Below are 22,794 nucleotides of genomic sequence, written 5' to 3' on the forward strand. Positions count from 1 at the left end.
AACCAGCGGCTAGTGGGCGTTCACAAGATATTACACATTGCGAACCATGGTTGAAATCCCCCTTACAACCGGGGGCGGAGCCGCGTATTTCGTACAATCTGCACCTATGGAACTAAACCTGCTGGCTTTGGAAACGTCTTCGTCCCGTTGCGGGGTGGCTTTACTGCGAACGGTCGATGGCCGATTGCAGGTGATTACCCGCGAGCACGAGGGGTCCCAAGAGCATGCGGAACGACTCTTGCCGATGGCGAACGAGCTGCTTGCCGAGTCCGGCATTGCGCCCACGGCCCTGCACGCCGTGGCTTTTGGCCAGGGGCCGGGCGGCTTTACCGGCCTGCGTGTGGCTTGCGGCGTGGCCCAGGGCATGGGCCTGGGGCTGGGGATTCCGGTGCTGCCTGTCGTGTCCCACCAGGCGGTCGCCGCGCAGGTGGCCAGGGCCACGCCCGCCAACGCCATCGTAGTGGCGCTGGACGCGCGCATGAACGAGGTCTATCTGGCGGTTTATCGCCCGTTGGGCGCGCAGGGGGCCGAAGAGTCCGCCTGGCAGGTCCTGCAAGCCCCGCTGTTGATCGCGGCTGCCGAGGTCGTGCCCTGGACGGCGCATCACCTTGTCCAATGGTCGGATTCCGCGGGCCAGGCTTTGCGCCCGCTGCTGGCGGGCGACGCCTGGGATGCCTACGCGTCCGACATGATTGCGCGGGAAGGGTGGGCGCGCGCCGCCGATGCGTTGCGCCCCGAAGCCGCCAGCGTGGCGCGACTGGCGCGACAAGGCTGGCTGCGCGGTGAAGCGCTGCCTCCGGAAGAGGCCGCGCCGCTTTATGTGCGCGACAAGGTTGCCTTTACCACCGCCGAGCGCATGCGGGGCGAAGGCGGCAACCCGAAAGCCGCGCCGTCCCTGTCGTCGGAGGCCAAGCAATCACCGCGCAACGACCCATCTCAGCTCACCGACTCATCGCAGCGTGGTGCACAGCCAGAGCCCGCCGATCGGCCGCAGCAGGGCCGCGTGGCGGAACGTTCCGGGCACCTTGCGCCCGCCGAACAACCCCAGCCCTTGACGCACGACGACCTGGACGAGGTGGCCGCGCTGGAGGCCCACGTGCAGGCGTTTCCCTGGACGCGCGGCAACTTCGTCGACGCACTGGCGGCGGGCTACGGCGCTTGGGTACTTCGCCGCGACGGCAAAGTCGCTGCCTTCTGCATTTTGATGTTTGCGCCGGACGTCGCGCACTTGCTCGTCATTGCCGTGTCCAAACACCTGCATCGGCAAGGGCTGGGCGGCATCCTGCTGCAATGGTGCGAGGCGCAGGCGCGGGAACGGGGGCTTGAGGGCGTGCTGCTGGAAGTGCGCCCGTCCAACGTCTCCGCCGTCAGCTTTTACCGCGACCACGGTTATTTGCAGATCGGTGTGCGCCGTGGGTACTACCCCGCTGAAAAAGGCACGCGCGAAGACGCTCTGGTCATGCAGAAACGCTTTGACGCCACGCCGGAGGTGCTCGCATGACCGTGCCGACGCCCGCCGTGGCGCCCCGCGTCAATCCGCTTCAGCGCATCTGGCTGCGCGAAATTGGCATGGAAAGGCTGTGGCTGCGCCCGGCTCCGGCCGATGCTCGTGCGCCCGTTGCGCCGCAAGCCCCTGTTTCAAAACCGGTTTTGTTGGATTCCGGCGTGGCGGCCCGTGCCCCGGATGCGCCCGCCGCGCATGTCAACGTGTCGGGTCAGCCTGCCGCTGAGCAGGCCCCGGTGGCGGCCGTGCCGCCCGCCGCGGTGCCGGCTGCCGCATCGGCTGCTGCTTCGTCTGCTGTGTCGACTGCGGCGCCGGTCGCTGCTCCGGCCGCCGTCGCGACCGAACGCAGTTCTGGACGCCCGGGCATTCCCGCTTCCATCCTGAACCGCACCGGCCCGCCGCCGCGTCCGGTTCCCAAGACGGCCGAAGAAGAAGCCGTCGAAGCGCCTCGCATCCCCGTGGCCGAGGCGGTGAAAAACGCCAATCTGGACGAACTGCGCGAGCAGGTGGTGGCGTGTACGGCCTGCGGGCTGTGCCAGGGGCGCCGCCACGCGGTCTTTGGCCATGGGGCAACGCCTACCCGCTGGCTGGTCGTGGGAGAGGCCCCGGGCGAGCAAGAAGACCGGCAGGGCCACCCGTTTGTCGGCCGCTCCGGCCAACTGCTGGACGCCATGCTGGCCGCCGTGGGCATGAGCCGCGACACGGACGTCTTCATCACCAACGTCATCAAGTGCCGCCCGCCGGGCAACCGCAATCCCAAGCCCGAGGAAATTGCCGCTTGCAGCCCGTATCTGATGCGCCAGATCGCCTTGCTGAAGCCGGAGCGCATCCTGGTCCTGGGCCGGTTTGCCGCGCAGACGTTGCTGGGTACGGACGCCACTATCGGCAGCCTGCGTGGCCGCGTGCATACACTCAAGACGGAGGACGGCAGCCAGATTCCGCTGATCGTCAGCTATCACCCGGCGTACCTGCTGCGCAGCCCGTCCGAAAAGGCGCGGGCCTGGCAAGACCTTAAGCTGGCGTCCCGCCAGATCTGACCGCGCTTGCTTGCCGCTGGCGGCGGACGATAAAAAGCCGGGCTTGGGCCCGGCTTTTTTTTATTGCGCGTCTTGTCTTGCGCGTCCTATATTGCGCATCTTGTATTGCCCGCCTTTATCGCCCGTTTTTCGTTTCCGATCAACGGCTTGGCGTCTTAGTGGGTATTCGAATCCAGCGCACGCCCATGGCCTTCCTGCCCGATCTGGTCGTGCAGATCGGGGTTGGCCTGCATGTTGCGCTTGCTCCAGCGCATGAACACCACCATCAGCACCGCCACCACCGAGCCAAAAATCACGATGATGATGTTGATCGGCAGTTGCAGCCACAGCAGCAGCGTGTACATCGCCACCATCAGCAGGATGTTGAGCTGTTCATTGAAGTTCTGCACCGCGATGGAATGGCCCGCCGACAGCAGCACGTGGCCGCGATGTTGCAGCAGCGCATTCATCGGCACCACGAAGAAACCGGCCAGCCCGCCCGTGATCAGCAGCAGCAGGTAGACGCTCCAGGGCGAATAGACCAGCGGCATCAGCAACACGACCAGCCCCATGGCGGCGCCCACCGGCAGCACGGCCAGCGCGCGGCGCAGCGGGATGCGGCCGGCCAGGATCGAGCCGACCACGGTACCCAGCGCCGCCACCCCCATCAGCATCGACGCCTTGTCCAGCTGATAGCCCAGGTGGCTGCGGCCCCATTCGATAACGATCAGTTGCAGCGTGGCGCCCGCGCCCCAGAACAGGGTGGTGACCGCCAGCGAAATCTGGCCCAGCTTGTCTTTCCACAGCACGCAGACGTAGCCCCAGAACGTGCGGATCAGGCGCACCGGGTTTTTCTGCTGCGGCGGGTAGCGCACATGGGTGCGCGGAATCATCAGGTTGCACAGCGCCGCCAGCAGGTAGACGAACGCAATGACCAGGATGGCGGCTTCGGCGGGGGTGTGCACCAGGCTGCCGATGAAGGAATGGCTCAACAGGGCGGTCGACACCGAGGACGAAATCAACAGGCCGCCCAGCACCGTGCCCAGAATGATGGAAAACACCGTCAGCCCTTCGATCCAGCTATTGCCCTTGACCAGCATGTGGGGCGGCAGCATTTCGGTGACGATGCCGTACTTGGCGGGGGAATAGGCCGCCGCGCCGATCCCGACCACGGCATAGGCGGCGCAAACCAGGTAGGTCTGGTATTCGGGGGCAACGCCGATGCTGGCGTACGAGAACATCAGCAGACAGCCGGCCACCTTCAGCGCGTTGGTGGAGAACATCACACGGCCCTTGGGGAAAGAGTCCGCCAGGGCGCCGACAAAGGCCGCCAGCACCACGTAGGCCAGCGCGAACGACCATTTCATCATGGGCGCCAACCAGTCGGGGCCGTGCAGCTCCTGTATCAAGGCGATGGCTGCGATGAACAGCGCATTGTCCGCCAATGACGAGAAGGCCTGCGCGGCCATGACCAGATAGAAACCACGTTTCAAGAATGTCCCCGTTCTTTGGCCTGAGCCCGGCCAGTCCGCGTGAAAATTATGTGTCGTGCCAAAAAGTGTCAGGGAGTATAGCCGGTGCCCGAAGGCGCACCATTGCGCGTTTGCCCGTGGGTTGACCATTACTGACGTTTAGCGACAGACTGCCTGCGGTATCATACGACCCATATGTGAGCCGGCCCTTCGTGGGCCGGTTTGCAATCTGTGCGGCAGGTCCGTTAACGCCTTTCGTCAACCCACCCCGTCGTCATCGTACTGTGCGTCTTACTCAGCTAAAACTCGCCGGCTTCAAGTCCTTCGTCGATCCCACCGTGATTCCCGTGCCCAGTCAACTGGTTGGCGTGGTGGGTCCGAACGGCTGCGGGAAATCGAACATCATCGATGCGGTGCGCTGGGTGCTGGGCGAGGCCAAGGCCTCGGAACTGCGCGGCGAGTCCATGCAGGACGTCATTTTCAACGGCTCGGGCAACCGCAAGCCAGCGGCCCGTGCGTCAGTGGAAATGGTGTTCGACAACAGCGAAGGGCGGGCGGCGGGCCAATGGAGCACCTACGCCGAAATCGCCGTGCGCCGGGTTCTGACCCGGGACGGCACCAGCAGCTATTTCGTCAATAACCAGCAGGTCCGGCGCCGCGACATCCACGACATCTTCCTGGGCACCGGCCTGGGCGCGCGTGGTTACGCCATCATCGGGCAGGGCATGATCAACCGCCTGATCGAGGCGCGCCCTGAAGAGCTGCGGGTATTCCTGGAAGAAGCGGCCGGCGTGTCGCGCTACAAGGAACGCCGCCGCGAGACCGAAAACCGCCTGTCCGACACGCGCGAAAACCTGACTCGCGTGGAAGACATTCTGCGCGAACTGAACAGCCAGCTTGAAAAGCTGGAAGCCCAGGCCGAAGTCGCCACGCGATACCGCGAGCTTCAGGCCGACGGCGAAAAGAAACAGCATTCCCTGTGGTTCCTGAAGGAAACCGGGGCTCGCGAAGAGCGCGCCAAGAAAGCCCAGGAAATGGCGCAGGCGCAAAACGAGCTGGAAGCCGCCATCGCCGGCCTGCGGGCGGGCGAAGCGGCGCTGGAATCGCGCCGTCAGGCCCACTACGCGGCCAGCGACGCCGTGCACACCGCCCAGGGCGCGCTGTACGAAGCCAACGCGCAGGTCAGCCGCCTGGAAGCCGAGATCCGCCACGTGGTGGATTCGCGCAACCGTCTGCAATCGCGCCGCGACCAGTTGCAGCAGCAGATCGCGGAATGGACCAGCCAGCGCGAGCACTGCACTGAACAGATCGCCCAGGCCGAAGACGACCTGGCCACCGCCGCCGCCCGCACCGAAGAGGCGCGCGCCGCCGCCGAAGACGCTCAGGCGGGGTTGCCCGCCGTCGAGCAGCGTGTGCGCGAGGCCGCCTCGGGCCGCGACGAAATGCGCGCCGCCCTGGCCCGGGTCGAACAGAACCTGGCGCTGGTCGCCCAGACCCAGCGCGACGCCGACCGCCAGATGCAGGTGCTGGAGCAGCGCCGCGAACGCCTGCAACAAGAGCTACGCGAGCTGCATGCGCCCGACCCCGTCCGCCTGGAGCAACTGGCCGGCGACCGGGTAGCCGGCGAAGACCAGCTGCAAGAAGCCCAGGAAGAACTGGCCACGCTGGAAGGCCGCGTGCCGGAAGCGGATGCCGAGCGCAGCCGCGCCCAGGCCGCCGCCCAGACCGACGCCCAGAACCTGGCCCGTCTGGAAGCGCGCCTGTCCGCGCTGGTGAAGCTGCAGGAAGACGTGCAGAAGCAGGGCGCGCTGGAACCCTGGCTGGCCAAGCACGAGTTGGCCGGGCTGTCGCGCCTGTGGCAAAAGCTGCACGTGGAGCCGGGCTGGGAAACCGCCCTGGAATCCGCCCTGCGCGAGCGCATGGCGTCCATGGAAGTGCGCAATCTGGATTGGGCCCGCGCGTTCGCCGAAGACGCGCCGCCCGCCCGGCTGGCTTTCTATCAATTGCCCGTGGCGGCGCCCGCGCCGGCCGCCCCGGCCGGCCTGACGCCGCTGGCCAGCCTGCTGCGCATCACCGACCCGGACCTGCGCACGCTGCTGAACGACTGGCTGGCCGGCATCTACACCGCGACCGACGTGACGCAGGCTCTGGCCATGCGCGCGACCTTGCCCGCCGGCAGCGCCTGCGTGGTCAAGGCCGGCCACCTGATCGATGCCCATAGCGTCCGCTTTTACGCGCCGGATTCCGAGCAGGCCGGCCTGCTGGCCCGCCAGCAGGAAATTGAAAACCTGCAACGCGAGATCAAGGCCCAGCAGCTGATCGCCGACCAGGCGCGTGCCGCGGTTGCCCGCGCCGAAGCGGCCTGGCAGCAGGTCTCGCAGGCCATCGCCCCGGCGCGCACGCGCGTGGCCGAGGTCACGCGCCGCGTGCACGACATCCAGCTTGAACATTCCCGGCTGCAACAGCAGGCCGAGCAATCCGGCGAACGGGCCTCGCGTCTGCGCCAGGATCTGGAAGAAATCAAGGTCCAGGAAGAAGACCTGCGCGCCACCCGCGAAGAAGCCGAAGCCCGCTTCGAGACGCTGGACGAAGAACTGGCCGAGCACCAATCCCGCTTTGCCGACGCTGAAATGGACGGCGAAACGCTGGCCGCCCAGGCCGAAGCCGCCCGTACGCGCCTGCGCGAGCTTGAACGCGCCGCGCAAGAAGCCGAATTTGCCGAACGCGGCATCCAGGTCCGCATTACCGACCTGCAACGCAACCAGCAATTGGCCGCCGACCAAAGCCAGCGCGGCACGGTCGAGCTTGAACAACTGATGGGCGATCTGGCCGAGCTGGACGCGTCCGCGTCGCAGGCGGGGTTGCAAGATGCCCTGGAAGCCCGTGCCGAGCGCGAAGAAGCGCTGTCGCGCGCGCGCCAGGAAATGGAAAACCTGGCGGCTCTGTTGCGCGGCGCCGATGAAGACCGGCAACAGCAGGAACAGACGCTGGAACCGCGCCGTGCGCGCATCATGGAATTGCAGCTGCAAGAGCAGGCCGCGCGCTTGGCCGAAGAGCAGTTCACCGAACAGCTGAACGCCCGCGAAGTCGACCGCGAGGCGCTGGCCCAGGACCTGGCCACCCGCCCCGAAGAATGGCGCCGCGCCAGCTGGCTGCAACAGGAAGTGGGCCGGATCTCGCGCCAGATTGAATCGTTGGGCTCGGTCAACCTGGCGGCGCTGGACGAATTGAACACGTCGCGCGAACGCAAGGGTTTCCTGGATTCCCAGCACCAGGATTTGATGACCGCCATCGAAACCCTGGAAGACGCGATCCGCAAGATCGACCGCGAAACGCGCGAGCTGCTGCAAGAAACCTTCAACATCGTGAACGGCCACTTTGGCGAGCTGTTCCCCAAGCTGTTTGGTGGGGGCGAAGCCAAGCTCAGCATGACGGGCGAGGAAATTCTCGACGCGGGCGTGCAGGTCATGGCCCAGCCGCCCGGCAAGCGCAACAGCACGATTCACCTCTTGTCCGGCGGCGAAAAAGCGCTGACCGCGACCGCGCTGGTGTTCGCGTTGTTCAAGCTGAACCCGGCGCCGTTCTGCCTGCTGGACGAGGTGGACGCGCCGCTGGACGACGCCAACACCGAACGCTACGCAAACCTGGTCGCCAACATGAGCGAGCAAACCCAATTCCTATTTATTTCGCACAACAAGATCGCCATGCAGATGGCCAAGCAGCTGATCGGCGTAACCATGCAAGAGCAAGGGGTTTCGCGTATCGTTGCGGTAGACATAGATTCGGCCGTGCAAATGATGGCCTCCGAAGCGGCATAAACCCCATATTTAGAAAGGCGCCGCCCTCCTGGCGCGGGATGTACACATGAGTGATTTGCAGATCGGGCTGATAGCCCTGGGCGTCTTGCTGATACTGCTGGTGTTGGGATTCAACTGGTGGCAGGACCGGCGCGTCCGGCGCAAGATGCAAAGCCATTTCCCCACGTCTGAACAGGATCCGTTGCTGGGCGCCGGCGCTGCCGGCGCAGCCGCTTCGGCCACTGCCGCGGGCGCGAGCCGTCGCGAGCCCGGCATGGGCGGCGATGCGCCGCGCGCGCACCCCGGCCAGCCCGCGCCGGTGGACCCGGGTAGCGATGCCGACGACACCGAAGAGCCCGATCCCGCCTGCGAAGTGGTCATCGAAATCAATTTTGCCGAACCCGTGCGTGGCGCCGACCTGCTGCCTTACATGCAAAGCCTGCGCCACGTGGGCCGCAAGCCGATGCGCGTATTCGCCGAAACCGACCAGCGCCGCCATCGTGCCCGCGTGCATGCCGGTGAGTCGTATGCGTCGATGCAACTGGCGGTGCTGCTGGCCAATCGCAGCGGCCCCCTGACTGCCATTGAATGGTCGCAAGCCTGGGCTCGCGCCCAGGACATGGCCGAACGTTTCGACGCCACCATCGAAGGCCCCGACCAGCAAGCCGTGCTGGAGCAGGGCGCCCGCCTGGACGACACCTGCGCCGCGCTGGATACCCAGGTTGGCCTGACGCTGCTGCTGGGCGCGGCCCAGCCTGCCGCCGAAGTGCTGTCCGTGGCCCGCGACACGGGCTTCGTGGCGGACGGCAATCGCCTGGCGTGGCCCGCCGAAAACGGCGTGACCCGCTTCACGCTGTCGCGCGCCGATGGCGCCGCCTTCGACGCCGGCATGGGTGGCGTTGAACGCCTGTACCTGCTGCTGGACGTGCCTTGTGCGCCGGCCGATACGCGTGCCTTTGGCCGCATGGTGGACGTGGGCCGCGACCTGGCCGCGCGCCTGCGCGCCGAGCTGGTCGACGACCAGGGCAAGCCGCTGGCGGATGGTTCCGAAACGGTTATCGACGAACGCCTCCAAGTGCTGTTCGAACAGCTTGAACAAGCGGGCCTGCCCGCCGGAAGCGAGCGTGCTCAACGGGTGTTTGCGTAAATGAGCCGCGCGTCTGGTGAAGTCAACCCGGCGGAAACCGCGGCGCGCCTGCGCGCCGAGCTGGAACAGCACAACGTCCGCTATTACGTCTACGACGAGCCCTCCGTCTCGGATGCCGAGTACGACGGGCTGATGCGGCAGCTTGAAGCCCTAGAGGCCGAGCATCCCGAATTGATCACCCCGGAATCGCCCACGCAACGCGTGGGCGCGGCGCCTGTCTCCGCCTTTGGCAGCGTGCGCCATGCCGTGCCGATGCTGTCGCTGAACAACGCCTTTGCCGAAGAAGAAGTGGTGGCGTTCGACCGCCGTGTCACGGACACGTTGCGCGGCGCGGGCCTGCTGGGGCCGGCGCAGCAAGCCGATTATTTCTGTGAGCTCAAGTTGGACGGGCTGGCGATCAGCCTGCGTTACGAGGACGGCCGTCTGGTGCAGGCCGCCACGCGCGGCGACGGCCAGACGGGCGAAGATGTCACCTCCAACATCCGCACCATCAAGGCCATTCCGCTACAACTGAAAGGGTCCGCCCCGAAAGTGCTGGAAGTGCGCGGCGAGGTGCTGATGAATCGCGCCGACTTTGAAAAGTTGAACGCGGCGCAGGCCAAGCGTGACGAAAAGATCTTCGTCAACCCGCGTAATGCCGCCGCCGGCAGCCTGCGTCAGCTGGACCCGCGCATCACCGCCAAGCGGCCGCTGCGCTTCTTTGCGTATGGCTGGGGCGAAGTGCAGGGCCTGCCCGGCAAGCAAAGCGGCTTGTTCGACGAGGCCACGGCCGGCGCCGGTCAGGCCTCGCAACTGCCCGAAGCGTCGCATGGCGCCATGCTGGCGTGGCTGCACGAGCTGGGCCTGCCGGTCAACTTGAAGCACAACCATCGCGCGACGGGCGCCGAAGGCTTGATGGCCTTTTATGCCAAGGTGGGCGAGCTGCGTGCCAGCCTGCCTTACGACATCGACGGCGTGGTCTACAAAGTAGATTCGCTGCCCGCGCAGAAAGTGCTGGGCTTCGTGGCGCGCGCGCCGCGCTTCGCGCTGGCGCACAAATTTGCCGCCGAAGAAGCCACCACCACGCTGCTGGATATTGAAGTCCAGGTTGGGCGCACGGGCGCGATCACGCCCGTGGCACGCCTGAAGCCCGTGTTCGTGGGCGGCGTGACCGTCACCAACGCGACGCTGCACAACGAAGACGAAATCCGCCGCAAGGACGTGCGCAAGGGTGACACCGTCATCGTGCGCCGCGCGGGCGATGTGATCCCCGAAGTGCTGGGCCCCGTCCTTGAAAAGCGGCCCGACGACGCCCAGGAATTCGTCATGCCCACGGCCTGCCCGGTCTGCGGCTCGGCCATTGAACGGCTGGAAGACGAGACCATTGCGCGCTGTACGGGCGGCCTGTTCTGCGCCGCGCAGCGCAAGCAGACGCTGTGGCATGCGGCCAGCCGCAAGGCGCTGGACATCGAAGGGCTGGGCGAAAAGTTGGTGGACCAGTTGGTCGACAGTGGCCGGGTCAAGACTTTGGCCGATCTGTACAGCCTGCGCCCGCTGGAGCTGGTGGGCCTGGATCGCATGGGCCAGAAGTCGGCCGATAACCTGGTGGCGGCCATCGACAAAGCGCGCGCCCCGGGCTTGAACCGCCTGTTGTTTGCGCTGGGTATTCGTCACGTGGGTGAAACCACCGCGCGCGACGTGGCACGGCATTTCGGCAGCATCGACGCCATCATGGACGCCGATGAAGACGCTTTGTCGTCAGTGCCCGACGTGGGCCCCGTGGTGGCGGCATCCATCCGCCGCTTCTTTGCCGAGCAGCACAACCGGGACGTCATCGAGCAATTGAAGGTGCAGGGGGTGAACCCCGTGGCCGACGCCGCGCCGCAAGGCACGACGCTGGCGGGCAAGACTTTCGTGTTAACCGGCACCCTGCCCAACTGGACGCGCGAGGAAGCATCGATGCACATCCAGGCCGCGGGCGGCAAGGTCAGCGGCTCGGTCTCCAAGAAAACCGCTTATCTGGTGGCCGGCGAAGAGGCCGGCAGCAAACTGACCAAGGCGCAGGAACTGGGCGTGACCGTGTTGGATGAAGATGCGTTGAAAGCGCTATTGGGGATGTCCTAGCCCAAAGGGGATGTCCCAGCCCCAAAAAAAACTGCCCGCGATAGCGGGCAGTTTTGATTTTGGCGCAGGGCAGGCTTACTGAATCTTGGCCTTGTCGCGCAGTTGCTTCTGGTAGTCGGCCAGGGTTTGCTGGCGCAGCATTTCTTCCAGTTGCGGACGCACTTGATCCAGCGGCGGGAACTCCACGGGGCGGGTGTCCTCAACCTTGATGATGTGCCAGCCGAATTGGGTTTGGACCGGCTTGTCGACCAGTTCGCCCTTCTTCAACTGAGTCACGGCTTGCGCGAACGGCTGGACGTAGTTGGTCGGGGGAGCCCAACCCAGATCGCCACCCTTTTCGGCGCTGCCGGGGTCCTTCGAGTTCTTCTTGGCCAGGTCGTCGAACTTGCTCTTGTTGCTCTTGATCTGGGCCAGCAGGTCATTGGCCGTCTTCTCGTCTTCGACGAGGATATGACGGACCTTGTATTCCATCTTGCCGGCTTGTTCCTTCTTGATCTTCTCGTATTCGGCGGTGACCTTGGCGTCCGAAACCGGGTTCTTGGCCAGGTAGTCGGCCATCAGGGCGCGCACCAGGATGCCTTGGCGGGCCAGTTCGATTTCGGTTTGAACGTCGGCTTGCTTGGCGATGCCGCTGGATTCGGCGGCTTGCACGAAGATCTGGCGGTTGATCATTTCTTGCTTGACCTGTTCGCGCAATTGCGGCGAATCGGTCGCGCCCTGGCTGACCAGCAGCTTGACGAATTGATCCAAATTCTTTTGCGGAATGGCCTTACCGTTGACGGTGGCCACGTTTTGCGCGAAAGCGGGCACGGCGATGACGCAGGCCGCAGCCAGCATGACGATGCGTTTCATGAATATCCTTTTACTTTCTATTTGGGAGCCTGGGCATCTAGCGCAAGCGCATGAATCGGATAGGGGATCAAATCTTGCAAATGATGATACACCAGCCTATGTCGCGCCACGGCGGAGAGCCCCGTGAAGCAAGGCGCTACGATATGGACGCGATAGTGGCCGGCGCCGTTTTTACTGCCTTCGTGGCCGGCATGCAAATGCGAGTCGTCCAGGATGTCCAGCGTTACAGGTTCCAGGGCGGCCAGGCGCTCTCGGATCAGGGTGATGCGATCGGTGTTGTCGGACATGGCGGCTAGATGAAAGTTCCGGCGCGCCCACGAGAGTGGGCGCGCCTATGATTGGACCGTGTGGTCGGGCCGGCTGGCGCGTCAGGGCTTGCCCGGCGGCGTGCCGGAACCGGCGGTGTCGTCGGTCTGGATATGCTTGCCCAGCCATACCGACTGGCCGATCACGAAGACGACCATCAAGCCCATCAGGCCGAATGCCTTGAAGCTGACCCATTGCGATTCGGTGAAATGACCCGAGAACGCCACGTACAGGTTCAGCGCGCCGGCGACCAGGAAGAAGGCTGCCCAGACCAGGTTCAGCTTGTCCCAGGCGGCGTCGGGCAGTTGAATCTGCTTTTCCATCAGCCGACGAATCAGGTTGCGCCCGAACACCCAGCGGGAAATCAGCAGCGCACCGCCAAACAGCCAATACAGCACGGTGGGCTTCCACTTGATGAAGACATCGCTGTGCAACCAGATGGTGGCGCCGCCGAAGACCAGGATGACCGTCAGGTTGATCCAGTGCATGGCCTCGGTGGCGCGGCCCGTGAGCTTGAGCCACACGATCTGCAGCACGGCCGCCGCCATGGCGACGCCCGTGGCGATGAAGATGTCCGTGTACCGATAGGCAATGAAGAACAGGAACAGCGGAAACAGGTCGAACAGAAACTTCTTCATTCAGTCTTCTATGGGTTCAAACGTCATCGACAGGGAATTGATGCAATAGCGCAGCCCGGTGGGCGGCGGGCCGTCGGGGAAGACGTGGCCCAGGTGCGAATCGCATACGTTGCACAGGACTTCGGTGCGGACCATGCCGTGGCTGACGTCGCGCTCTTCGCGCACCAGTTCGGGGTCCAGCGGCTGGAAGTAGCTGGGCCAGCCACAGCCGGCGTCGAATTTGGTGTCGGATGCGAACAGGGCCGTGCCACAGCCCACACAGCGGTAAATGCCCGGCGTGGTCGTATTCCAGTAACGCCCGGTGAATGCGCGTTCGGTACCCTTTTCGCGGGTGACCACGTATTCTTCGGGGGAAAGTTGTGCGCGCCATTCGGCGTCGGATTTGCGTACTTTTTCCATATCAGCTCTTGGAGTCCCGATGCCCGAAATGGTTCGGGCATAATCCCGCCCCATGTTAATCGAGTTTGACCAGGCGGTAGTGGCCACGCCCCAGGCGGAAGTGTTGCGCGGGGTGAGCGCGACGCTGGCCGAGCGCCGCATCGGCATCGTCGGGCCCAACGGCGCCGGCAAGAGCACGCTTGCGCGCCTGCTGAACGGGCTGGTGCTGCCATCGTCGGGCAGTGTTCGGGTGGATGGGCTGGACACTCGGCACGATTTGAAAGCCGTGCGCCGCCGTGTGGGCTTTGTGTTTCAAAACCCCGAAAACCAGATTGTTTTCCCGATCGTGCGCGAAGACCTGGCCTTCGGGCTGAAGCGGCTGGAACCGGATAAGGCGCTGCGTGAATCGCGCATCGACGTCCAATTGAATGCGCTGGGGGTCGGGCATCTGGCCGACCGCAGCAGCCACACGCTGTCGGGCGGCGAACGCCAGCTGGTGGCGTTGGCGGCCGTGCTGGTCATGGCGCCGGCGCTGGTCGTCTTCGACGAACCCACCACGCAGCTGGACCTGCGCAACCGCAACCGGGTCCGAGACGCGATTGCCGCGCTGCCCCATGATGCCGTGGTCGTCAGCCACGACCTGGACCTGCTGGAGGATTTTGACCGGGTGCTGGTCGTGCGCGATGGTGTCATTGCCGCCGACGACGCGCCCGCGCCGGCCTTGCGCTGGTACCGGGAGCACTGCGCATGATCGAACCTCTTTACGTCGCCGGCCGCAGTCCACTGCACCGGCTGCCTGCCTGGGTAAAGCTGGTGGCGCTGGTGGCCGCCGGGGCGGGGCTGTTCATGCTGCGCGACCCGCGGTGGCTGGGCGCGGCGTTTACCGTTTCGGCCATTCTGGTCTGGTCCACAGGCGTGTCGGCCGCCGCCGTCTGGCGCCAGGTGCGCGGGCTGCTGTGGGTGCTGCTGGCCGTGGCGCTGTTCACGGGCGTATTCCAGGGGCTGATCGACGCCCTGGCCGTCGTGCTGCGAGTGGGCGCGATGGTGGGGCTGGCGCTGGCCGTCACGCTGGCCACGCGTACGTCGGACTTGATCGCCGTCTGCGAACGGGCCTTGACGCCGTTTGAGCGGATCGGGCTGGTCGACGCCGGCAAAGTGGCGCTGGCACTGGCGCTGACCTTGCGGTTCGTGCCTGAAATCTGGCGCAATTTCCAAGACATCCGCGAGGCCCAGGCGGCGCGGGGGCTGGGCGCCCATCCGGTTGCCCTGATCGTGCCCTTGATCGTGCTGACATTAAAGCGCGCCCAGGAAGTGGCCGAAGCTATCGACGCGCGCAGCCCCTGAGCCGGGCGCCCCTGAGCCGGGCGCCCCTGAGCCGGGCGCCCCTGAGCCGGGCGCCCCTCAGCCGGGCACCCCTCAGCCGGGCACCCCCCACCCCACCCAATAGGTAATGCCATGAAATCCCATAACACCGTGCTGATTGCGCTGTTTGCCGCGCTGATCGTCGTCCTGAGCCTGATCCCGCCGATACCACTGCCCGGCATTCCGGTGCCGATCACCTTGCAGACGCTGGGCGTCATGCTGGCGGGCGCCATGCTGGGCCCCGTGCGTGGCGCGCTGGCGTGCCTGCTTTACCTGCTGCTGGCTGCGATCGGCCTGCCGGTGCTGCCGGGCGGTCGTGGCGGATTGGGCGCGTTCATGGGGCCCACGGGCGGCTTTCTGGTGGGCATGGTGGTGGGCGCATTTGTCATCGGCTGGCTGACCCGCACGCTGGTGGGCCGGGCCCACCGCGACTGGGCGAAGCTGGGCGCGTATGTCGTGGCCTGCGGGGTGGGCGGCATTGTGGTCGTCTATGCGTTTGGCGTGCCGTGGCTGGCCTCGGTGACCAAGATGGGTCTGCCCAAGGCGGCCGCCGCCGTGGCGGTCTTCCTGCCGGGCGACCTGATCAAAGTCGTGATCGCCGCCTGGGTGGCTTCGCGCGTGGAAAGGGTGTGGCCGATGTTGGGCCGCTGACAGATTTGTCAGTGCTCCGTGACAGTAAGGTAACCAGCTGGCGATGCGCTTTGGGGCATGCTGCCCATTACAAGGGAATCCCCCAACTGACGCGCCGAAAGTTTTTCTAGTACAAGTTCGCCATCAAGTTCGCCATTAACGAATGCGTTTGCTGAAACAAGGTTTCCATAGCACATCAGGGATTTACCGTAGTTGCGTGACGTCATCTGATACTGTTTTAACCCTATAATATTTTTTTCTGTATAACTTTAACTAGGCTCGCTTCGCCTCGATCGAGGCACATAAGAGCCACCACAGGAGACAAAAAATATGCGCAAGCACTTCGGCTTGTCCGCGGCGGCTGCCGCTTTCGCCCTGGCCGTGCCGCTCCTGGCAAGCGCGCAGGTCAAGGTCGGCGTCACGGTGTCCAGCACCGGCCCCGCTGCGTCGCTGGGTATCCCCGAACGCAATACCGTGGCATTGCTGCCCAAGGAAGTGGCCGGCCAGAAGATCGAATGGATCGTGCTGGATGACGCCACCGACACCACGCAAGCCGTCAAGAACTCGCGCAAGCTGGCCACCGACGACAAGGTCGACGTGCTGATAGGCACGTCGGTCACGCCGGGCTCGTTGGCCATGGTCGACGTGGCCGCTGAAGCCAAGGTGCCGATGATCAGCGTAGCCGCCAGCGCCAAGATCGTGGAACCCGTGGACGACAAGCGCCGCTGGGTGTTCAAGACCCCGCAAAACGACGCGCTGATGGCCGGCGCCCTGGCCGACGCCATGGCCAAGTCCAAGGTCAAGACCCTGGGCTTCATCGGCTTTGCCGACGCCTACGGCGACGGCTGGCTGGACGTGATGCAAAAGGCCGCCAAGGCCAAGGGCATTGAAATTGTCGCCATCGAAAAATACAGCCGTACCGACACCAGCGTGACGGGTCAGGTGCTCAAGCTGGTTGGCGCCAAGCCGGACGCCATCCTGATCGCCGGCGCCGGCACCCCGTCTGCGCTGCCGCAAAAGGAACTGAAGGCCCGCAACTACGGCGGCACCATCTACCAAACCCACGGCGCCGCCAACAACGACGTGCTGCGCGTTTGCGGCAAGGACTGCGACGGCATGTTCCTGCCGGCCGGCCCGCTGCTGGTCGCCGCCCAGTTGCCCGATTCCAACCCGGTCAAGAAGTCGGCCCTGGCTTATGTTGAAACCTACGAGAAGGCCAACGGCGCCAACTCGACCAACACGTTTGGCGGCCACATGTGGGACGCCGGCCAATTGGTCGTGGCCGCGGTGCCCGTGGCGCTGAAGACGGGCGCCAAGCCCGGCACGCCGGAATTCCGCGCCGCCATGCGCGATGCGCTGGAAAACGTGAAGGACCTGGCCGCCTCGCAAGGCGTGTTCAACATGTCGCCCACCGACCACGCCGGCTTTGACGAGCGTTCGCGCGTCATCGTCAAGGTTGAAGGCGGCAAGTGGGTCTATCAGCCCGGCCTGTAATTCCCTTCGGATTGCCCGATCCACGGATGTGTCTTGCAAGGCCGCGCCAACCGCTGGCGTGTGTCTTGCGGCACCCGAGCAATGCTTCGCACCGGCCTTTCCGGCCGGTGTGTCGTATCAGTGTCCCGGGCGGGGCCGGAACACCAAGAATCAATAAGGTTGTTAGATGGATTCCTCAATTGCGCTGATCCTGCTGCAAGACGGTATCGTCAACGGCGCCATCTATGCCCTGCTGGGCATGGCGCTGGTGCTGGTGTTTGCCGTTACGCGCGTCATTTTCATTCCCCAGGGTGAGTTCGTGGCGTTCGGCGCCTTGACCCTGGCCATGCTGGTCGACGGCAAGATGCCGGGCACCGCCTACCTGCTGCCGCTGCTGGGCGCCCTGTGCCTGGCGATGGAACTGGTGCGCGCCTTGCGCACCCGCAGTTTCGCTGGCCTGCCCAAAACGCTGGTCACCTGCATCGTCCTGCCGCTGGCGCTGTTCTGGGTGACCCAAAGCTACATCGGCCCCGACAACTCGTTGTGGCTGAACATGCTGCTGACGCTGCTGCTGGTGATCCCGATGGGTCCCATGGTCTATCGCATCGTCTATCAACCCTTGGCCGAAGCCACCGTGCTGGTGCTGCTGATCGTCTCTGTCGCCGTGCACTTCGCGCTGACCGGCCTGGCGCTGGTGTTCTTTGGCGCCGAAGGCTGGCGCACCCCGGCGTTCGTCAGCGGGCAAGTCGACCTGGGCTTCATGACCTGGTCCGCGCAAAGCCTGTTCGTTGTCGCCACCTGCGCATTGCTGATCGCCGCCCTGTGGTTGTTCTTCGGCAAGACCTTGTACGGCCGCGCGTTGCGCGCCACCGCCGTGAACCGCCGCGGCGCGCGCCTGGTCGGCATCAGCACCACCATGTCCGGCAGCCTGACGTTCACGTTGGCCACGGCCATCGGCGCCATGTCCGGCATGTTGATCGCGCCGATCACCACCGTTTATTACGACACCGGCTTCCTGATCGGACTGAAGGGCTTCGTGGGCGCCATCATCGGCGGCCTGGCCAGCTACCCCGTGGCCGCCGCCGGATCGCTGCTGGTCGGCGTGCTGGAATCTTTCTCGTCCTTCTGGGCCAGCGCCTATAAAGAAGTGATCGTCTTTACCTTGATTATCCCGGTTCTGGTCTGGCGTTCGTTCAGCACCCATCACGTGGACGAAGAGGAATAAACGTCATGAACCGCATTTTGCTTGCCGTCTTCATCGTCGTCCTGGCGGGCCTGCCCTTGGTGCCGGTCACGCCCGAATTCTGGGTGACGCAACTTAACTACATCGGTCTTGCCAGCCTGGTCGTGCTGGGCCTGGTGCTGCTGACCGGCGTGGGCGGGCTGACTTCGTTCGGCCAGGCCGCGTTCGTGGGCCTGGGCGCCTACACCACCGCTTTCCTGACGACGCAGTACGACGTGTCGCCGTGGCTGGCCCTGCCCGCAGGCCTGGTGCTGACCGCCGTGGTGGCCTACCTGCTGGGCGCGATCACGTTGCGCCTGTCGGGGCACTACCTGCCGCTGGGCACCATCGCGTGGGGCCTGTCGCTGTATTTCCTGTTCGGCAATATCGACTGGCTGGGCAAGCATGACGGCATTGCCGGCATCGAACCCATCAGCATCTTCGGCGTGTCGCTGGCCAGCGGTCGCAACATCTATTACCTGATCTGGATCTTCGTGCTGCTGGCGTTGTGGGCTACCCGCAACCTGCTCAATTCGCGGCCGGGCCGTGCCATCCGGGCGCTGAAAAGCGGCGCGGGCATGGCCGAATCCATGGGCGTGAACACGGCGGCGTACAAGGTCGTGATCTTCGTCTGGGCGGCCTTGCTGGCCTGCATTTCGGGCTGGCTCTACGCGCACATGCAGCGCGCCGTCAGTCCCAGCCCGTTCGGCGTGAACTACGGCATTGAATACCTGTTCATGGCGGTGGTCGGTGGTGCGGGCTACGTGTGGGGCGCCTTGCTGGGCTCGGGCGTCATCCTGGTGCTGAAGGACCAATTGCAAAATTGGCTGCCCAAGCTGCTGGACACCAACGCCAACTTTGAAATGATCGTCTTTGGCGTGCTGCTGATCCTGATGCTGCAATACGCCCGCAACGGCCTCTGGCCCATCCTGGCCACCTGGTGGAGCCGCATCACCGGCGCGGATGGTTCGCGCCGCAATCTGGCGCCGCCCGCGCCGGCGCCCGCGCTGCCGACACGCATGCGTCCTGAAGCCGGGCAGGTGGTGTTGGAAGTGGATGCCATCCGCAAGGAATTCGGTGGTCTGGTTGCCGTCAATGACATTACGTTCAAGGTCCGTTCCGGCGAAATCATGGGTCTTATCGGCCCCAACGGCGCCGGCAAGAGCACCACGTTCAACCTGATCAGCGGCGTGCTGCCCGTGACCCGTGGCAAGGTCACGTTCATGGGCCAGCGCATCGACAATCGTTCCGCGCGCGAGATCGCCAAGCTGGGCGTGGGGCGCACGTTCCAGCACGTGCAATTGCTGCCGGGCATGACGGTGCTGGAGAACGTGGCCTTGGGCGCGCACCTGCGCTCTGACGTGGGCGTGCTGGCCGGCGCCTTGCATTCGGACCGTGCCCGCGAAGCGCAGCTGCTGCACGAAGCCGCCGAACAGATCAAGCGCGTGGGCCTGGGCGAATACCTGTACGAACAGGCGGGCAACCTGGCGCTGGGCCAGCAACGCATTCTGGAAATTGCGCGGGCGCTGGCGTCCGACCCGGTCTTGCTGCTGCTGGACGAGCCGGCCGCCGGCCTGCGCTACAAGGAAAAACAAGACCTGGCGCGCGTGCTGGAGCAACTGCGCTCGGAAGGCATGAGCATTTTGCTGGTCGAACACGATATGGATTTTGTGATGCGCCTGACCAACCACCTGGTGGTGATGGATTTCGGCACCAAGCTGGCCGAAGGCGTGCCGGCCGACGTGCAAAAGAACCCGGCGGTGCTGGAAGCCTATCTGGGCGGCATCGATGACGACCTGCCCGAAGCGGATCAGGCCAAGCCGGTTTCGGCAGGAGGTGTGCAATGAGCGCGACGCAATCGCCCGTGCTGGAAGTCAGCAATCTGTCGGCCCGTTATGGCAAGGTTGGCGCATTGGTCGGCGCGTCGCTGACCGTGCCCGCCGGCAGCATCGTGACCGTGATCGGCGCCAACGGCGCGGGCAAGTCCACCATGCTGAACGCGATGATGGGGTCGCTGCCGCACACCGGCCATGCCGCCGGCACCGTGCACTATGCGGGCGCCGATGTGTCCGGCTGGCAAGTCGAAAAGCGCGTGGCGGCCGGCATGTCGCTGGTGCCCGAGCGCCGCGAACTATTCGGCACCATGTCTGTTGAAGACAACCTGCTGCTGGGCGGCTTCCGTCGTTACCGCGCCCGCGAGGCCGGCTGGCGCGACACGCTGAACGAAGTGTTCGACCTGTTTCCGCGCCTGCGCGAGCGGCGTGGCCAGCAGGCCGGCACCCTGTCGGGCGGTGAGCGTCAGATGCTGGCCGTGGGCCGCGCACTGATGGCCAAACCCAACCTGCTGATGCTGGACGAGCCCAGCCTGGGCCTGGCGCCCCGTATCGTGCGCGAGATCTTCCACATCATCGCGCGCTTGCGGGAAACGGGCGTGGCGATTTTGCTGGTCGAACAAAACGCCCGCGCGGCGCTGCAAGTGGCCGACTACGGTTACGTGCTGGAAACGGGCGAGGTCATTCTGCACGGCCCGGCACGTGAACTGGCGGGCGACCCGAAGGTCATTGAAAGCTATCTGGGCCTGGGCAAGGGCGCCGAGAAAGAATAGGCGGTTTTTGCTGAAATGAAACCGGGCGCCGGCTCAGGCTGGCGCCCGGTTTTTTTTGCGCGCGGGCTTGTCCCGCACCGCGCCGTCAGGCCGCCGGCTTCCAATGCAGGATCAACGCCTGCCCCATGGCGGGATCGGACGTGGACGGGGCACCCGTTTCGATGCGGCCCGCCAATCGGCGCGTAAAAGACGGATCGTCTTCGTCATGCACCGTAATGTCGTACCAGCCCCCGCTTGCCCCCATGTCCCAGGACAGGCTGACCGATTCGCCTGCCGCCAAGTTGGCGCTCGTCTTGCGCGGGAAATCATAGGCATTCGCTTCGATGCGAAATGCCCGTGGCGCGGCGCCCGCGTTGCGCACTGATAGCTGCAACACGGCACCCGCTGCCGCGTAGGCAGCCGTGACCTCCAGCGGGGGCGGCGCATCCGGCGCGGCGCGGCCCGTGCAGTGGCGGTGGAAACCGTTAGGCCCCAACACCCACAAGTCGTAGCGGCGGTCGCCTTCCGCCGCCAGCCATCGACCTTGCAGGCGCTTGCCCGCTTGCACCGTGTACCGACGCGGCCCGTCGTCCAGGCGTAGGCGGTCATAGACGTGCAGCACCGCGCCCGCCATCCCGATATTGTCGAATTCCAGGGTGACGCTTTCGCCATCGATACGCGCATGGGCCTGAAGCGCATAGGGCAGGGCGCGCGACGGCCGCGTGCCGGGCGGCTGGCGAGCCGGCGTGGGCTGCGCAGGCGCCGGTGGGACCACCGTGCCGGCCAGCGCGGATGCCTGCCCCGCGCGCTCGGCGGTGGGCGGCAAGGCGCGCAGCAGCTCGTCGTTGTTGTTCGGTGTAGCGAAATCGAAAATGGACGTCAGGTCGCCGCACACGGCCCGGCGCCATGCGGAAATGTTCGGCTCGGCCACGCCAAAGCGCTGTTCAACAAAGCGCAGCACCGAGGTGTGGTCGAACACCTGCGAGTTGACCCAGCCGCCCTTGGTCCACGGCGACAGCACGTACATCGGCACGCGCGGCCCTAGCCCGTATACGCCGTGCAGGTGCGCCGGGGTGTCGTCCTTTTCCACGCCCGTGATGTGCTCGTGGTATTCGCCCTGCGTGTCCACCGTGGACGCACCGGCCAGCGCGCCGCCGGCATCGCGCGATGGCGGGGCAGGGGGCGGCATGTGGTCGAAGAAGCCGTCGTTCTCGTCGAACATCAGCAACAGGACGGTCTTGCTCCAGACGTCCGGGTTGGCGGTCAGCGCGTCCAGCACGCGCGCCGTGTAGTCCGCGCCCTGCGCCGGGCTGGACGGGCTGGGATGCTCGGACCCGGCCTTGGTGGCGCAGATCCAGGACACCTGCGGCAACGTTCCGTCCAGCACATCCTGGCGCAGTAGGTCCAGGCCGCGAGTGGTCAGTGCCTTGTCCTTCAGCGCGGCCAGCGATCCCGGCACGCCGTGATAGGCGTCGCGATACGCCTTGAAGCCGGCGGTGGGGTTCAGGGAATAGTTGTCGGCCATGTCCTGGTAGATGCGCCAGCTGACACCGGCCGCTTCGAGCCGTTCCGGGTAGGTGGTCCAGGTGTAGGCGCGGGCGGGGTCCCCGCCCGTCAGCTTGTTATAGACGTTGCCCGACGCCGGGCCGTTGCCGCGCCCCGCGCCGTCATTGGTGCCTGTCCACACAAACAGCCGGTTGGTGTTGGTGCCGCCCGTGAACGAGCAGTGATAGGCGTCGCAAACGGTGAAGGCGCGCGCCATGGCGTACTGGAACGGCATGTCGGCCGCTTCGTAGTACGCCATGGAATGGTTTTTCTTGGCGGCGGGCCAGCGGCCCATGCGGCCGGCATCCCAGGCGTCTTGCGCGTTGGACCAGGTGTGCGGCGTGCTGGCTACGCGCACGGTTTCGAAGGCTTCCTGCGTATTCAGCCGATAGGGCAGCACCGTGCGCGGAGCGCCCTCGTCGGGCTTGTCGTTGTATTGCGCCCAGACCGTGCGATGCCGATAGTCGGGGCTGTCCGGCACTGGAATCGGAAAGCGGTCGCCAAACCCGCGCACGCCGGCAAGCGCGCCAAAGTAGTGGTCGAACGACCGGTTTTCCTGCATGAAGATCACGATGTGTTCAACATCGTGAATCGTGCCCGTGCGCCGGTTGGCCGGAATGGCCAGGGCGCGCCGGATCGCGGCGGGAAACATGGCCAGGGCGCTGCCGGCCCCGGCAAGGGCCGCGCTGTTGCGCAGGAAATCGCGTCTGCTGTGTATGGGCATTGGCTCACCTTACGGTCCGAAGCCCGATAGCCTACGCGCCT

General features: G+C 65.3%; 19 protein-coding genes. 12 read left to right on the plus strand and 7 right to left on the minus strand.

The window, feature by feature from the left end; all coding sequences use genetic code 11:
* Nucleotides 1-106: 106 nt before the first annotated feature.
* Both tsaB and KYT87_RS06260 read left to right on the plus strand, forming a co-directional pair.
* Nucleotides 107-1,501, plus strand: coding sequence for a tRNA (adenosine(37)-N6)-threonylcarbamoyltransferase complex dimerization subunit type 1 TsaB (tsaB, locus tag KYT87_RS06255; RefSeq protein WP_219991858.1), 1,395 nt, complete (start codon nt 107-109; stop codon nt 1,499-1,501).
* Nucleotides 1,498-2,541, plus strand: coding sequence for a uracil-DNA glycosylase (locus tag KYT87_RS06260; protein ID WP_219991859.1), 1,044 nt, complete (start codon nt 1,498-1,500; stop codon nt 2,539-2,541). The genes tsaB and KYT87_RS06260 overlap by 4 nt, the downstream gene beginning before the upstream one ends.
* Before the next feature lie 155 nt (nt 2,542-2,696).
* Here KYT87_RS06260 and lplT read toward each other — a convergent pair whose 3' ends face one another.
* On the minus strand, nt 2,697-4,013 hold the full coding sequence (lplT, locus tag KYT87_RS06265; RefSeq protein WP_046802555.1) for a lysophospholipid transporter LplT: 1,317 nt from the start codon (nt 4,011-4,013) through the stop codon (nt 2,697-2,699).
* Between the two features lie 263 nt (nt 4,014-4,276).
* Here lplT and smc point away from each other — a divergent pair, with 263 nt between their 5' ends.
* Genes smc through ligA form a run of 3 tightly spaced genes read left to right on the plus strand, consistent with a single transcriptional unit; the run spans nt 4,277 to nt 11,039 of the window.
* Nucleotides 4,277-7,810: a chromosome segregation protein SMC gene (gene smc, locus KYT87_RS06270; RefSeq protein ID WP_046802556.1), complete on the plus strand. Its 3,534-nt coding sequence runs from the start codon at nt 4,277-4,279 to the stop codon at nt 7,808-7,810.
* Between the two features lie 46 nt (nt 7,811-7,856).
* Nucleotides 7,857-8,936: a cell division protein ZipA C-terminal FtsZ-binding domain-containing protein gene (locus KYT87_RS06275; protein ID WP_104142985.1), complete on the plus strand. Its 1,080-nt coding sequence runs from the start codon at nt 7,857-7,859 to the stop codon at nt 8,934-8,936.
* Nucleotides 8,937-11,039 (plus strand): NAD-dependent DNA ligase LigA, encoded by a 2,103-nt coding sequence (ligA, locus tag KYT87_RS06280; protein WP_219991860.1) that lies wholly within the window; start codon nt 8,937-8,939, stop codon nt 11,037-11,039.
* A 75-nt stretch (nt 11,040-11,114) separates the two neighbouring features.
* Here the strand turns inward: ligA and KYT87_RS06285 are convergent, their stop codons facing one another.
* The 4 genes from KYT87_RS06285 to msrB all read right to left on the minus strand — a co-directional run bounded on the left by KYT87_RS06285 (nt 11,115) and on the right by msrB (nt 13,234).
* Nucleotides 11,115-11,891 (minus strand): peptidylprolyl isomerase, encoded by a 777-nt coding sequence (locus KYT87_RS06285; RefSeq protein ID WP_046802559.1) that lies wholly within the window; start codon nt 11,889-11,891, stop codon nt 11,115-11,117.
* A gap of 17 nt (nt 11,892-11,908) precedes the next feature.
* The gene (locus KYT87_RS06290; RefSeq protein ID WP_046802560.1) at nt 11,909-12,178 is read right to left on the minus strand and encodes a BolA family transcriptional regulator; all 270 of its coding nucleotides are present in this window, start codon (nt 12,176-12,178) and stop codon (nt 11,909-11,911) included.
* 81 nt (nt 12,179-12,259) lie between these two features.
* Entirely contained in the window at nt 12,260-12,835 is a 576-nt protein-coding gene (locus KYT87_RS06295) for a septation protein A (protein WP_046802561.1), read from the minus strand.
* Nucleotides 12,836-13,234, minus strand: coding sequence for a peptide-methionine (R)-S-oxide reductase MsrB (gene msrB / locus KYT87_RS06300; RefSeq protein WP_046802562.1), 399 nt, complete (start codon nt 13,232-13,234; stop codon nt 12,836-12,838).
* Nucleotides 13,235-13,286: 52 nt separating this feature from the next.
* Between msrB and KYT87_RS06305 the strand changes: the two genes are divergently transcribed.
* Nucleotides 13,287-13,964, plus strand: a complete 678-nt coding sequence (locus tag KYT87_RS06305) for an energy-coupling factor ABC transporter ATP-binding protein (RefSeq protein ID WP_104142988.1) — start codon at nt 13,287-13,289, stop codon at nt 13,962-13,964.
* Nucleotides 13,961-14,557, plus strand: a complete 597-nt coding sequence (locus tag KYT87_RS06310; protein WP_046802564.1) for an energy-coupling factor transporter transmembrane protein EcfT — start codon at nt 13,961-13,963, stop codon at nt 14,555-14,557. Before KYT87_RS06305 ends, KYT87_RS06310 begins: the two co-directional genes overlap by 4 nt.
* On the opposite strand, the gene KYT87_RS29990 is transcribed toward KYT87_RS06310, so the two are convergent.
* On the minus strand, nt 14,535-14,747 hold the full coding sequence (locus tag KYT87_RS29990) for a pentapeptide repeat-containing protein (RefSeq protein ID WP_370638752.1): 213 nt from the start codon (nt 14,745-14,747) through the stop codon (nt 14,535-14,537). The two genes, KYT87_RS06310 and KYT87_RS29990, sit on opposite strands and share 23 nt — an antisense overlap.
* Between KYT87_RS29990 and KYT87_RS06320 the strand changes: the two genes are divergently transcribed.
* From KYT87_RS06320 to KYT87_RS06340, 5 genes are all read left to right on the plus strand, one after another.
* Nucleotides 14,669-15,226 (plus strand): biotin transporter BioY, encoded by a 558-nt coding sequence (locus KYT87_RS06320; RefSeq protein ID WP_104142990.1) that lies wholly within the window; start codon nt 14,669-14,671, stop codon nt 15,224-15,226. The two genes, KYT87_RS29990 and KYT87_RS06320, sit on opposite strands and share 79 nt — an antisense overlap.
* A gap of 309 nt (nt 15,227-15,535) precedes the next feature.
* Nucleotides 15,536-16,699, plus strand: coding sequence for an ABC transporter substrate-binding protein (locus KYT87_RS06325; RefSeq protein ID WP_046802566.1), 1,164 nt, complete (start codon nt 15,536-15,538; stop codon nt 16,697-16,699).
* Nucleotides 16,700-16,865: 166 nt separating this feature from the next.
* Nucleotides 16,866-17,903 carry a branched-chain amino acid ABC transporter permease gene (locus tag KYT87_RS06330; protein WP_046802567.1) on the plus strand — a complete coding sequence of 346 codons (1,038 nt, stop codon included), beginning with the start codon at nt 16,866-16,868 and terminating at the stop codon, nt 17,901-17,903.
* 5 nt (nt 17,904-17,908) lie between these two features.
* Nucleotides 17,909-19,747 carry an ATP-binding cassette domain-containing protein gene (locus tag KYT87_RS06335; protein ID WP_052945917.1) on the plus strand — a complete coding sequence of 613 codons (1,839 nt, stop codon included), beginning with the start codon at nt 17,909-17,911 and terminating at the stop codon, nt 19,745-19,747.
* Nucleotides 19,744-20,505, plus strand: coding sequence for an ABC transporter ATP-binding protein (locus KYT87_RS06340; protein WP_046802568.1), 762 nt, complete (start codon nt 19,744-19,746; stop codon nt 20,503-20,505). Before KYT87_RS06335 ends, KYT87_RS06340 begins: the two co-directional genes overlap by 4 nt.
* An 85-nt stretch (nt 20,506-20,590) precedes the next feature.
* Here the strand turns inward: KYT87_RS06340 and KYT87_RS06345 are convergent, their stop codons facing one another.
* The gene (locus tag KYT87_RS06345) at nt 20,591-22,747 is read right to left on the minus strand and encodes a phosphocholine-specific phospholipase C (RefSeq protein WP_219992603.1); all 2,157 of its coding nucleotides are present in this window, start codon (nt 22,745-22,747) and stop codon (nt 20,591-20,593) included.
* Nucleotides 22,748-22,794 lie beyond the last annotated feature (47 nt).

The sequence above is a fragment of the Achromobacter sp. ES-001 genome (assembly GCF_019448355.1).
Lineage (GTDB): Bacteria > Pseudomonadota > Gammaproteobacteria > Burkholderiales > Burkholderiaceae_B > Achromobacter > Achromobacter spanius_B.